This window comes from Bradyrhizobium sp. 930_D9_N1_4 (genome assembly GCF_052076015.1).
Taxonomy (GTDB): Bacteria; Pseudomonadota; Alphaproteobacteria; order Rhizobiales; family Xanthobacteraceae; genus Bradyrhizobium.
The window spans coordinates 4,026,872-4,039,574 of record NZ_CP197236.1 but is presented as its reverse complement, the minus strand read 5'-3'; the positions used below and the strand labels follow the sequence as shown (position 1 = coordinate 4,039,574).

Sequence of the window (12,703 nt, the reverse complement as noted above, 5' to 3'; positions counted from 1 at the left end):
TGGGCACGGCGCTGCGCGCCTTTGCCCTCCCTATGGCAGCTAGGTTGTGGTTACGACGCCGCCCTTGACGCATCCGCCGACAGCCGCGCCAGCAGTGAGCGTGCCGTATCCGATGGCGACAGCGCGTCCACGCTGACGACGGGATCGCTGCGCATCTCGTGCTTGCCGTTGGAGGTGTGCCGCATCACCGCCGACAGGCGGCGCGCGATCATATGGGCCGTGCGGAAGTCGGTCTCCGCGAACACGACGATCACCGAGCCGTCCTTCTGCGCCGCGCCAAAATCCATCTGCCGCATCAGGCGGCTGAGAATACGCGCGGCGTCCAGCTGGGCGCGGGAGTTGCCGGGGTCGAATGCGAAACGTGCGACCGAGAGGCCGCCGCCGCGGGCCAGCGTCTGCTCGACCGCCTTGGCGAAATCGCTGGCGAAGGCTTCGACTGTGAGCAGGCCGCTGCGTGGATCGAGCCAGCCGCCGGCGTCGATCGAGCGCAGCGTGCGGCTCAGTTGCGCTTCCATCGCGTGCTGGCGGATCAGTGGCAGTGCATTGGCGGCAATCTTCGCCGGTTCGCCCGGGATCAGCTCGAGATTGGGCAGGTCGTAAGTCTGCGTCAGCTGATGTGCGGTGACGATCACAGGAAGCGTGCGGAAGCGGGTGTCCTCGGCGAGCACCGTGAGGAACGCATCGGTGACGCGCGGGGTGAAACCTTCGGCGAGCACGACGCCGTCGAGGTCGCGGGTGTTGAGATGTTTCGCGGCGGCCTCGATCGAGAGCGCGCCGACGACGCCAACGCGTTCGCCGAGGGTCACGGAGAGCGCAGGATAGGCCGCGCCGCGGCCGATCAGGAGCACGCTGGCGTCGCGTGCGGGATCGCCTTCCGGCAGTGCGACCGTCACCTCGGGCAGCCGGCGCAGCACGGTCGCATGAAGGGTGCGGACGCGCAGCGCGGCGCGGAGCCGCGCGATCAGGCGATCGGAATTGCCGCCGCGCGAGGAAAAGGGCAGGGCGTTGTGCGGCAGCATCCCCGCCGCGTCCAGCGCCACGAAGGGCAGGTAGGGCGATTGGCCCGCGATCTTCCTGGCGAGCGGCGCCAGATGCGGTTCATGCCCGGGATGCATCGCAGCGAGAACCGCGGCCGGCTGCACCTGCTCGACCGCATGCGCCGCGCCGGCCCAATCGGTGTCGACCACGGGGAACAGCCGGGCCTCGTCCAGCGCCGCAATGAAGGGCGGCCGCTCGGCATTGGACACAAACAGGATCGGGCCCGCCTGGGACATCAAGGAAACTCTGATCACGCGACAGATGCTGCGCAATCTAGTCCGGTCGCCTTAATGCAGCGTCAATGTCTACGTCGAAACTGCGCCTAGACCGGCCCGGAGCGGTCGCGAAAAGCCTCGACCATCAGCGGGTTAAGCCCGAGCTCGCTGAGCGCCTCGCGGGCACGGGCATTGTCCTGGGCCCTCCCTGCCAGCCGGTGACCTGAAAGCCGGTCCGGCAGCGCGGTGAGCAGGGCTCCCTGGCCGAGCCGCCGCGCCCATTCCTGGAGGTCGTTGGAGAGAAAGCGATAGCCGCCGACGGCCATGATGCCGGAGGGCGGCGCGGTGATGCAGATCGCGCCGCTCGGACGGTCGAGCCGTGCGGCATAGCCGGTATCGACATAGTCGCGCGGCGGCTGCGCGATGAGCGTATCGCCGGCCGGTTGCGGCGGCGCGTAGGCCGCGATCGGCACCATGGCGCCACGCAGGCCGAGCGTGCCCTTCGGCGTCAGCAGGATCTCGCCCGCGATGGAGGATCCCGACTGCTCGCGCGGGGCGCCGTGCGCCCCGGGCAAGACAGGCACAGGCATGCCGTTCTCACCACGGCGGGCGCCGAACAGTCCGGCCTCGCCGAACAGATAGACGTCGGTCAGCGGCGCATGCGGCGCGGTCCAGGCCTCGCTCGTGGCGACCTGCTCGGGCGCGCGCCAGAGGCCGATGACATTGCGCAAGGTCGGCATTCGCGCCGCGAGGCCGGAATCACCAAGCCGCAGCGCGAGCTGGGCGGGGGCGATCAGCACCTCGCATTCGTGCTCGTTGATCTGCTGCTCCAGCACGTCGTTCTCGAACGGATGGTGCAGTGCCAGCGCGCCGCCGGACAGCAGCCACACCGCGAGCGAGGAGGCGAGCCCCGCGAACGACATCGGCGTGAACGCCGCCATGACGGTGGCGCCTTGCTTGACGTCGGCTTCGAGCGACATCGCGAGCCCGCCGGCGATCAGGCTGAAATGCGGCCGCGGCACCGGGCGAAAGCCTTCCGCGGTGACGTCAAAGGAGATCATCGCCGCCTTGCGACCGTCCTGGATCACGGCGCGGGCGGTGCCGGGTGGACGGTCCAGCACGTCGTCGAGCGAGGCCATGCCCTCGGGCAGGTCGCCTCCGAAGCCGCAGACGTAACGGATCGAGAAGGCCTCGGCCGCCGCATGCATCGCCAGGTCGGCATAGCTGACGCCGTCGACTTTGCTCATGGTGACGATGGCGCGCGCCGCGGTGCGGTTGAGCGCGGCGGTCAGTTCCGCATGCCGCCACAGCAACGGCAGCACGGCGACGACGAGGCCGGCGCGATGGGCGGCGAGCACCGTCAGCACGAACTCGACCGTATTCGGGAGCTGGATCGCGATGACGGAATTGGCCGGCAGGCCCGATTCGACGAAATGGGCCGACAGCGCCTCGATGGCGGTATCGGCCTCGGCATAGCTCATCCGCCGCGGCTGGTGGCCGGTGATGCGGGCCTTGTTGATGGGATCGAGCAAAGCGGGGGCGTGCGGCTGCCGCATCAGCGTGCGCTGAAACAGCGTGTCGAGCGTCGGCGATACGGCTGGCTGATTCACGGCGTCACTTTGCTTGCGGGGCTTGCGGCTGCCCCTTCGACCACCAGGTCTCCGGCAGATAGCCGGACAGCGCGGTGGCCTTTGGCCGTTCTATCCGATTCCAGCGCGCGATCCATTGCTCGGATACGTTAAACAGGGGGATTGTATAGAAACCGGCGATCAAGGCGCGGTCGAGCGCCCGCACCGACGAGACGAAGGCCGTATGATCACGGGCCTCGAGCAGGGCGCCGATCATGGCGTCGACCGCGGGATCTTTGGCGCCCATGTAGTTGCGGGTCCCGGGATTGTCGGCGGCGGCGCTGCCCCAATAGAAAGACTGCTCGTTGCCGGGCGAGAGCGACTGGTCCCAGCGGTTCTGGATCATGTCGAACTCGTAGGCGAGCCGGCGCTGGTCGAACTGCACGGGATCGACCGCACGCACGCTGACCTCGATGCCGGCGCGCTTGAGGTCGCGCTGGAACGCCAGCGCAATGCGCTCCTGGTCGCGCGTCGTCACCAGCATCTCGAAGGTGAAAGGCGCCTTCGTCTTGCGATTGCGCAGCACGGTGCCGTCGAGATCGTAGCCCGCGTCGGACAACAGTTTCAGCGCAGCGCGCAGCGTGGTCCGGTCGCGGCCCGATCCGTCGGTCACCGGCAGGCGGTAGCTGCCGTCCATGATGTCCGGCGGGATCTGCGCGGCAAAGGGCTTCAACAGCTCGCGCTCGCGCGCATCGGCGGACCGCCCATAGGCCGAGAGATCGGAGCCCGCAAAATAGCCGGCGACGCGCGCATAGAGTCCGAAGAAGTAGTTGCGGTTGACCAGCTCGAAATCGAACAGAAGCGTCAGCGCCCGGCGCACGCGGACGTCGGCGAAGATCGGCCGCCGCGTGTTGAACACCAGGAATTCGGACGGTTGCGGCACGCCGGGCTTGACGGTGTCGCGGATCACTTCGCCGCTTCTGGCGGCTGGAAAGTCGTAGCCCTCGTGCCAGCGCAGCGGCTCGTGCTCGACGCGAAAATCATAGAGGCCGCGCTTGAAGGCCTCGAACTGGCCGTTGGCTTCGCGAAAATAGTCGAGCCTGACCTCGTCGAAATTGTAGAGCCCGCGATTGATAGCGAGATCGCGGCCCCAATAATCGGGATTGCGGGTCAGGGTCACGCTGGCGCCGGCCTTCACCGCCGTGACGCGATAGGGACCCGATGCGAGCGGTGCGGTCAGCGTCGTCTCCTCGAAGGTCGCGACGTCGACCGCGTGCTTCGGCAGGATCGGCATCAAACCGAGGATCAGCGGCAGTTCGCGGTCGTTGGCGCCGGTGAGGTCGAAGCGGACGGTGAGGGGATCGCTCGCCTCGGCCTTGGCGACCTTGGCATAGTATTGCCGGTGGTTGGGGCGGCCGTGGTCGCGGAGCAACTGCCAGGAGAACAGCACGTCCTCGGCCGTGACCGGCTTGCCGTCGGAGAAGCGGGCGCGGGGATCGAGGCGGAAGGTGACATGGCTGCGCTCGTCGTCGGTCTCGACGGTCCTGGCGAGCAGGCCATAGAGCGTAAACGGCTCGTCCTGGCCACGGGCGAGCAGGCTCTCGACCACGTAATTGCGGATCGGCTGCACCGCCAATCCCTTGACGATGAATGGATTGAGGCTGTCGAAGGTCCCGAGAATGCCCCAGACCAGCCGGCCGCCCTTGGGCGCATCGGGATTGCTGTAGGGCATGTGCGTGAAGTCGGCCGGCAGTGCCGGCTTGCCGTGCATCGCGATCGCATGGGCTTCCTCGGCGCGTGCGCCGCTCGCTGGAATCCCGGCAGCCAGGGCCAATGCAAAGCCGAGGACGCAGAGGCGGACGCCAAACCTCTCAAGAGCGCCCTCGAGCAGGCGCTGGAACATGAACATCGGCACACGTTGATTCGAGGACCGGCGGGTCCTGAATCTTATCACAGGCAATTTTGCGGAGCGCAGCCGGAGAGCGGTTCACGGTGTGGTCAAAGACGGTTGTCGGCATTGATCTTTTCGTCGGCCACGTTAAGAAGGCACGCAATCGCGCAAGTGCGTCGAGCCCGTCACTTATCCGCCTCATTTGGCGGGGAGAGAGCCGCGCCCAAGACGGCCAGGTTCGGCGCTTCGGAGCGGTTCGGGCACTTCCCGTTCAGAAAGGGTTTTCCGCAATGAATTTCCGTTACTTGGCCGCGTCCGTACGGCCGCGCGGGCGACTTGTCGCCTTGTTGGCGGCGACGGTGTTGGCCGTCCCGTTTGTCGCTGAGGCCCAGACCCCGGCGCCGGCTCCTGGCGCGCCCGCCGCGCCCAAGGCAGCTCCGGCCCCGAAAGCCGCTCCCAAGGCTGCCCCCAAGGCTCCGGCGCCCGCCGCTCAGGCCCCAGCCCAGCAGCCTCCCGCCGCAGGCGCTCCGGCACAGCAGGGCGCGGCCCAGCCGGCCGATCAGCAGATTCAGCTGATCTACGCTCCCTGGACCAAGTTCTGCCTCAAGGGCCAGGACGCCAACGCCAAGCAGGTGTGCTTCACCGGCAAGGACGGCCGCATCGAATCGGGCCAGCCGGTCATCGCCGCCGTCATCATCGAGCCGGAAGGCGAGCCGAAGAAGATCCTGCGCGTGACGCTGCCGCTCGGCATGCAGCTCGTGCACGGCACCCGCATCATTGTGGACAACAACGCGCCGCTGCAGCAGCCGTATGTGATCTGCTTCCAGAACGGCTGCATGTCGGACTACGAGGCCACGCCCGAGTTCATCAATTCGATGAAGAAGGGCCAGAATCTCGTTGTCCAGGCGATCAATGCCAATGGCGCGCCGCTGACGCTGCCGCTGCCGCTCGCCGGCGAATTCCAGAAGGCCTATGACGGTCCGCCGACCGATCCGAAGGTGTTCGAGGAAACCCAGAAGAAGCTCCAGGAAGAGCTTCAGAAGAAGGCTGACGAGCAGCGCAAGAAGCTCGAGCAGCAGGGTGGCGCGCCCGGCGCACCGCCGGCGGCTCAGAAGTAATCGGGGCCAGATCCCGGACATGAAAAAGGCGCTCATCCGAGCGCCTTTTTTATTGGCCGCTGACCAGCGGCGAAATGCAGTTCAGCTATTTCAGTTCAGCGACGGATTGCGCGGACGATAACCGCCGTCCTTGTTCTTGATGAAGATCTCGGCGACCTGGGAATGCCGGACCGGCTCGCCGGACTCGTCGGGCAACAGGTTCTGCTCGGACACGTAGGCGACGTACTCGGACTCCGCGTTCTCCGCGAGCAGGTGGTAGAACGGCTGGTCCTTGTGAGGCCGTACCTCCTCGGGGATCGACAACCACCACTCCTCGGTGTTGTTAAATTCCGGATCGATGTCGAAGATCACCCCCCGGAACGAGAATATCCGGTGGCGAACGACCTGTCCGATCTGGAATTTCGCGGTCCGCGTTTTAATCATCCCCCGTCGATAGACCAGGATTGTGGCCGATGCTAGTGCCCTCATCTGGAATTAACCCGCGGTTGCGGGGCAGATAGCCCCCAAATCTTCAGAAAACACTTCAGCAATGGTCGATATCCTCAATCTGGCTCTACCTTATTTCGGCTTGATCTTCGTCGGTTTTGCGTGCGGCAAGGCCAAATCGCTGCCGGAATCAGGCCTCGCCTGGATGAACTTCTTCCTGCTCTATGTGTCGCTGCCGGCGCTGCTGTTTGCGATCATGTCGAAGACGCCGTTTTCGGAATTGAACAACCCGCCATTCCTGATCGCGACCACGCTTGCGACGGTTGCGGCATTCACCCTGGCGCTGGTCGTCGGCAAGGTTCTGGGACGGCTGACGCTGCGCGAGGCGACGCTTGCGGGCCTCTCCGGTGGCTACGGCAATATCGGCTACATGGGGCCGGGGCTGGCGCTCGCCGTGCTCGGGACCAAGGCGTCAGCGCCGACCGCGTTGATCTTCTGCTGTGACAGCATCTTTTTGTTCACCATCGTGCCGCTGCTGATCGAGCTCTCGGACCGCGACCATCCCTCGATCGTTCACGCCTTTGCCGTCGTGCTGAAGCAGATCGTGCTGAATCCGCTGATCATGTCGGCCGTCTTTGGTGCGGCCTTCGCATCGCTGCATATCGAGATGCCCGTCGCGCTCGACCGCACCATCACCTTCCTCCAGAACGCGGCTGCGCCGACCGCGCTGTTCGTGCTCGGCGTGACCGTGGCGCTGCGTCCATTCGATCGCGTTCCCTGGGAGGTGCCAGGCGTGATCGCGGTGAAGTTGCTGTTTCATCCGCTCGCAGCGTTCGGCCTGATGCTGGCATTCGGCCCGTTCGCGCAGCCCTGGGCTGCGACCGCCGTGCTGATGGCCTCGCTGCCGCCGGCGCTGAACGTGTTCGTCATCGCCCGGCAGAACGACGCCTGGATCGAATCCGCCTCTGTCGCGGTGCTGCTCGGGACCTTTGCGTCGGTCGTCACGCTGACCAGCGTGATGTGGGCGATCCAGACCGGCCGGCTGGCGTTTCCGTAGCTACTTCCGCCAGGTCGGCGTCAGGCCCTCGCGCATGGCGAAACGCCGGAGCGGGCCGATGGCGCCGAGCAGGTGCATGCCGACGGCACGGACCGGCTGAAGCGGCAGGAAATCGCTGAGCAGGGAACGGTTGGCGATGTCGATCGCAAAAGTCCGGCTCAGAATGTCCGGCCGCCGCGCCCGGTCGTAGCGCTTCAGCACCTCGTCCGCGCCGGGATCCTGGCTGGACGCGAGGGCCTCGCCCGCGAACCGGGCGATGTCGGCGGCATCGCGCAAACCGAGATTGAGGCCTTGGGCGCCGATCGGTGGGACCACATGGGCGGCTTCGCCGACCAGCGCGATGCGGTCGCGGCCGAACGACTTGGGACGCTCGATCGCCAGCGGGAACAGGCTGCGTCCGGGCTCGACGCTCATGCGTCCCAAAATGGAATGCGACTGCTTCTCGATCGCGGCGGACAGTTCCGCATCGCTCAGGGCGCGCAGCCGCTCGGCTTCCGCGGGCGCCGAGACCCAGACGATGCTGGAGCGGTCGCCGGGCAGGGGCACGAACACGCAAGGGCCATGTGGCGTGTGGAACTCGGTCGAGACATTGCGATGCGGCCGCGAATGGCCGACGTTGAAGGTCAGCGCGGTCTGCGTCAGCTCGCGCCGCGTCACCTCGATGCCGGCGGCCTGACGGCACAGCGAATGCCGGCCGTCGGCGCCGACCACGAGCCGGGCCGTGAGGAATTGCGCAGACGCCGTGCGGATCGCGACGTCGTCGGCTTCGATCAAGACATTCTCCGCCTCGTCGTCGAAACGGACGAGGTTGGGCAATTCGGCGGCACGTTCTTCCAGCGCCAGCATCAGCGAGCGGTTGTCGATGTTGTAGCCGAAGGCATCGAGCCCGATCTCGTGACAGGAGAACCGGACCTCCGGCGCGCGGACCAGCCGGCGGGTGTCATCGACGAGCCGCATGACTTCGAGCGCGGCCGCCTTGTCTTTGCAGCGCGGCCAGACGTCGAGGCTCTCCAGCAGATCGACGGAGGCGCCTAACAGCGCGGTGGTGCGATTGTCGGCATAGGGCACGCGCCGGGCCACCAGCGCGGTCCGCGCGCCGCCCTGTGCCAGCGCGATGGCCGCGGCCAATCCCGCCGGCCCGCCGCCGATCACGGCCGCGTCAAAAAGTGTCGTTGCCTCTGTCATGGGACCGACATTTGACACGGCCTGCGGCAAATTCAAGCCCATCTATATTTCCCTGATTTTATGGCGAATTGTGCGACCGGGCGCCGCAATGGCTTGTGTGCAAACCGGTCCCGTTCTGATAGCAGAAGCCATGGATACCCACGAGGATTCCCTGAAGCCCAGACCGGCGATCCGCGCCGCGGCCTTCTCGGTGCACATCTTCACCGCGTTCGGCGCGGCCATCGCGCTGTTGGCGATGCTGGAGGCCGTGCGCGAGCACTGGGTGGCGATGTTTGGATGGCTGGGCATCGCCCTGATCATCGACGCGATCGACGGACCGATCGCGCGAAGGCTGGACGTCAAGAATGTGCAGCCGAACTGGTCGGGCGACGTGCTCGACCTCGTGGTCGACTTCCTCACCTATGTGTTCGTGCCGGCCTATGCCATCGTCGCCAGCGGCCTGCTGCTGCCGGTCGCAGCCCCGCTGCTCGGCGTCGCCATCATCGTCACCAGCGCGTTGTATTTTGCCGATCTGCGCATGAAGGCCGACGACAATCATTTTCGCGGCTTTCCGGCGCTGTGGAATGCGGCCGCTTTCTACCTCTTCTTGCTGCACTGGCCGCCGCTGTGGTCGACGTTGCTGGTCGCGGCCCTGGTGGTGCTGACCTTCGTGCCGTTCCACGTGCTGCACCCGGTCCGCGTCGTACGGCTGCGCTGGCTGACGATGTCGCTCGTCGTGATCTGGGGGCTGCTCGCCTTCTACGCTCTGAAGACGGATTTCCACGCCGGAACGGCCGTGACCATCGCGCTCTGTGCCATCGCGCTCTGGATCAGCTTCAGCGACGCAATGATCCGCCTGGCAAGATTCTTCGCATGATGCACCTCCTCACGAGTCCTGAAGCCTGGGCCGCGCTGCTCACCTTGACCGCGCTCGAGATCGTGCTCGGCATCGACAACGTCATCTTCCTGTCGGTGATCGTCTCCCGCATCCCCGAGAAGCAGGCGCATCGCGCCCGCCAGATCGGGCTGGCGCTGGCGCTGATCTTCCGCATCATTCTGCTCAGCCTGCTGGTCTGGCTGATCGGCCTGACCGCACCGGTCTTGTCGGTCGCGGGCTACGATTTGTCGTGGCGCGACCTGATCCTGATCGGCGGCGGCCTGTTCCTGATGGCGAAGGCGACGCACGAGATCCACGCCGAGGTCGAAGCCGATGAGGGCGAGGGCAGCGAGAAGTCCGGCGGCAACGCGTTCTTCTGGGTGATCGTCCAGATCATCATCGTCGACATCGTGTTCTCGCTGGACTCGATCATCACCGCGATCGGCATGGCGCAGGACATCGAGATCATGATCGCGGCCGTCGTGATCGCCTGCCTGATCATGTATATCTCGTCGGGTCCGGTGTCGCGCTTCGTTGCGGAGCATCCGACCACCAAGATGCTGGCACTCGCCTTCCTTGTGCTGATCGGCGTTGCGCTGGTTGCGGACGGACTGCACTTCCACATCCCGCGCGGCTACATCTATTTCGCAATTGCGTTCTCGGCGGCGGTGGAATTCTTCAACGTGCTGGCCAAGCGCAACCGCAGGAAGCGGGCAAGATAATTGGCAAGCCGTCCGCCTGGCGTTCCAGCTTGCGTCGAGTTGACAAGGTGGGCGCGATGTCTTTCGCTGGCCCTGGAGAAGAGGAGGTCAGGTGATGACCAAAGCCGTCCGTGTGCACAAGGTCGGAGGCCCCGAGGCCCTGGTCTATGAGAGCGTCGACGTGCCGGCGCCTGGCCCCGGCGAGGTGCGCATCCGCCAGCATGCGGTTGGCCTGAACTTCATCGACGTCTACTATCGCGCCGGGCTCTACAAGGCGCCGGGGCTGCCCTTCATCGCCGGCAACGAGGCCTCGGGCGAGGTGGTCGCGGTCGGGCCGGGCGTGACGCATTTCCATCCCGGCGACCGCGTCGCCTATTACCACAATCTCGGCGCGTATGCCGGTGAGCGCAACATCCCCTGGGAGAAGCTGGTCAAGCTGCCCGACCACATCACGCACGAGCAGGGCGCGGTGCTGATGCTGAAGGGTCTGACGGTCTGGTATCTCCTGCACAAGACCTTCAAGGTCGAGCCGCATCACCGCGTGCTGATCCATGCCGCCGCCGGCGGCATCGGCTTGCTCGCCTGCCAATGGGCGAGGGCGCTCGGGGCACACGTCATCGGCACGGTCGGTTCGCGCGAAAAGGCCGAGCTCGCCGAGGCCAATGGCTGCGATCACGTCATCCTCTACAACGAGGAAGATTTCGTCGCGCGCGTCAAGCAGATCAGCCGCAACGAGGGCTGCGACGTCGTCTATGACGGCGTCGGCAAGGCGACGTTCCCGGGGTCGCTGTCCTGCCTGAAGCCGCGCGGCATGTTCGTCTCCTTCGGCAACGCCTCAGGTCCGGTGCCGCCGTTCTCGATCGCCGAGCTCAACAATCACGGCTCGCTGTTTGCGACACGGCCGAAGCTCAACGACTATGTCGGCACGCGCAAGGAGCTGCTCGAAGGCGCCGACACGCTGTTCGCCGCCGTCATCAACGGCAAGCTGCACGTGCCGATCAACCACGCCTACGCGCTGAAGGATGCCGCGAAGGCGCATATCGATCTCGAAAGCCGCAAGACCACGGGCGCGTCGATTTTGAAGCCGTAACTCTCCGTCACGGTTGGTCTCGTAGGGTGGGCAAAGGCGCGAAGCGCAGTGCCCACCATTTCTGAATGGTGGGCACGCTTCGCTTTGCCCACCCTACGCCCTCGGTGTCCGGGGCACGAGATCGGCTTTACGCGACGCGTCTTGCCGCGCCGGCCTTGATCAAAATCCCGTCGAGACAATCGACCATCTCGGCGATCTCCGCCTTCGTGACGTTCAGCGCCGGCATGAAGCGCAGTGCGTCGACTTGCGGCGCGTTGAGCAGCACGCCGGCCTCGAACGCCTGAGCGACGATGCCGGGCGCGATCGGCAGCTTGAGGTCGAGCGCCAGCAACAGCCCGCGTCCGCGCACGCCGCCGAGACCATGCCGGGCCGAAACCTTCTGCAGCTCGCTTTCGAGCAGCAGGCCGGTCTCGGTGACCGCCTTGAGGAAATCCGGCTTGCCGACCTCCTCGAGCACCGCAAGCCCCACCGCACACATGATCGGGTTGCCGTTGAACGTGCCGCCCTGGTCGCCGTGCTCGAAACAGGATGCGCGTTCGGTGGCAAGCAGCGCTGCGAGCGGCACGCCGCCGCCGATGCCCTTGCCGAGCGTCATGATGTCGGGCGCTATCCCTGCGTGCTCATAGTGGAAGAGTTTTCCGGTCCGGCCCATGCCCGTCTGGATCTCGTCGAAAATCAGCAGCAGGCCGTGCGCCTCCGTCAGCGCGCGGAGCTCTTGCAGGAACTGGTCGGTCGCGGGCCACACGCCGGATTCACCCTGGATCGGTTCGAGCATCACGGCGACGGTGTTGCCGTTGATCAGCTTCTCGACCGAGGCGATGTCGTTCAATTTCGCCTTCTTGAAGCCGGCAACCTTTGGCTCGAACAGGGGCTCAAACGCCTTCTTGCCCGACGCCGACATCGTCGCCAGCGTTCGGCCGTGGAAGCCGCCCTCGAAGCTGATGATCTCGAACGCGCCGCCTTTGTGCAGGCTGCCAAATTTGCGCGCGAGCTTGATCGCCCCCTCGTTGGCCTCCCCGCCCGAATTGGCGAAGAACACCTGGTCGAATGCGCTGTTTGCGACCAGCGCCTCGGCCAGCTTCAGGCTCGGCTCGTTGTAGAACGCCGGGCTCGGCGTCAGCAGCCGCTTGGCCTGCGCGGTCAAGGCATCGGCGATCGCCGGTGGCGAATGGCCGAGGCAGTTCACGGCCCAGCCCTGCACGAAATCGAGATAGCGCTTGCGGCTGTCGTCCCAGAGGTACGAGCCCGCGCCACGGACGAACACGGCCTTGGGCCGTGCAGTGATGTCCATCAGCGCGTCATACGGATGCGTCGTCATGTCGAACTCCTCTGGAGGCGGGTGGAAAAGGGGCGCAAAAAGCAGAAAGGCCGCACCTTGCGGGTGCGGCCTTTGCGAAAACGGAGCTGAATTCAGTGATTCAGCGGCGTCGTCGGACATGGCGCACCCTCTCGTCGTCGCGGGAGCGACGGCGGAGCATTTCGATGCGCTGATGGGTCCGAGCGTTGATCATGGGGCGCGTCCGTACAGCCGAATGGCAGGGCTTGTCAAGCGGCTGTT

11 protein-coding genes are annotated in these 12,703 nt (G+C 65.8%); 5 read left to right on the top strand and 6 right to left on the bottom strand.

What is annotated here, in order from left to right:
• Positions 1 to 50 precede the first annotated feature (50 nt).
• The 3 genes from AB7532_RS18980 to AB7532_RS18970 all read right to left on the bottom strand — a co-directional run bounded on the left by AB7532_RS18980 (position 51) and on the right by AB7532_RS18970 (position 4,730).
• The gene (locus AB7532_RS18980) at positions 51 to 1,274 is read right to left on the bottom strand and encodes a GGDEF domain-containing protein (RefSeq protein WP_441236290.1); all 1,224 of its coding nucleotides are present in this window, start codon (positions 1,272 to 1,274) and stop codon (positions 51 to 53) included.
• An 86-nt stretch (positions 1,275 to 1,360) separates the two neighbouring features.
• Entirely contained in the window at positions 1,361 to 2,863 is a 1,503-nt protein-coding gene (locus AB7532_RS18975) for an AMP-binding protein (protein ID WP_441236289.1), read from the bottom strand.
• 4 nt (positions 2,864 to 2,867) lie between these two features.
• The gene (locus AB7532_RS18970; protein WP_441236288.1) at positions 2,868 to 4,730 is read right to left on the bottom strand and encodes an extracellular solute-binding protein; all 1,863 of its coding nucleotides are present in this window, start codon (positions 4,728 to 4,730) and stop codon (positions 2,868 to 2,870) included.
• Between the two features lie 272 nt (positions 4,731 to 5,002).
• On the opposite strand from AB7532_RS18970, the gene AB7532_RS18965 reads away from it, so the two are divergent.
• A complete protein-coding gene (locus AB7532_RS18965; protein WP_441236287.1) occupies positions 5,003 to 5,830 on the top strand; it encodes an invasion associated locus B family protein in 828 nt (275 codons plus the stop codon).
• A gap of 90 nt (positions 5,831 to 5,920) precedes the next feature.
• Here the strand turns inward: AB7532_RS18965 and hspQ are convergent, their stop codons facing one another.
• A complete protein-coding gene (gene hspQ / locus AB7532_RS18960) occupies positions 5,921 to 6,253 on the bottom strand; it encodes a heat shock protein HspQ (protein ID WP_441236286.1) in 333 nt (110 codons plus the stop codon).
• A 106-nt stretch (positions 6,254 to 6,359) separates the two neighbouring features.
• Between hspQ and AB7532_RS18955 the strand changes: the two genes are divergently transcribed.
• On the top strand, positions 6,360 to 7,313 hold the full coding sequence (locus tag AB7532_RS18955; RefSeq protein WP_441236285.1) for an AEC family transporter: 954 nt from the start codon (positions 6,360 to 6,362) through the stop codon (positions 7,311 to 7,313).
• Here AB7532_RS18955 and AB7532_RS18950 read toward each other — a convergent pair whose 3' ends face one another.
• A complete protein-coding gene (locus AB7532_RS18950) occupies positions 7,314 to 8,498 on the bottom strand; it encodes a UbiH/UbiF family hydroxylase (protein WP_441239306.1) in 1,185 nt (394 codons plus the stop codon).
• Between the two features lie 130 nt (positions 8,499 to 8,628).
• Between AB7532_RS18950 and pcsA the strand changes: the two genes are divergently transcribed.
• From pcsA to AB7532_RS18935, 3 genes are all read left to right on the top strand, one after another.
• Positions 8,629 to 9,354, top strand: a complete 726-nt coding sequence (gene pcsA, locus AB7532_RS18945; protein ID WP_441236284.1) for a phosphatidylcholine synthase — start codon at positions 8,629 to 8,631, stop codon at positions 9,352 to 9,354.
• Entirely contained in the window at positions 9,351 to 10,076 is a 726-nt protein-coding gene (locus tag AB7532_RS18940; RefSeq protein WP_441236283.1) for a TerC family protein, read from the top strand. Before pcsA ends, AB7532_RS18940 begins: the two co-directional genes overlap by 4 nt.
• A gap of 94 nt (positions 10,077 to 10,170) precedes the next feature.
• Complete coding sequence (locus AB7532_RS18935; RefSeq protein ID WP_441236282.1) at positions 10,171 to 11,145, top strand: quinone oxidoreductase family protein; 975 nt, start codon at positions 10,171 to 10,173, stop codon at positions 11,143 to 11,145.
• Positions 11,146 to 11,272: 127 nt separating this feature from the next.
• On the opposite strand, the gene AB7532_RS18930 is transcribed toward AB7532_RS18935, so the two are convergent.
• Positions 11,273 to 12,463 carry an acetylornithine transaminase gene (locus AB7532_RS18930; protein WP_441236281.1) on the bottom strand — a complete coding sequence of 397 codons (1,191 nt, stop codon included), beginning with the start codon at positions 12,461 to 12,463 and terminating at the stop codon, positions 11,273 to 11,275.
• Between the last annotated feature and the right edge of the window lie 240 nt (positions 12,464 to 12,703).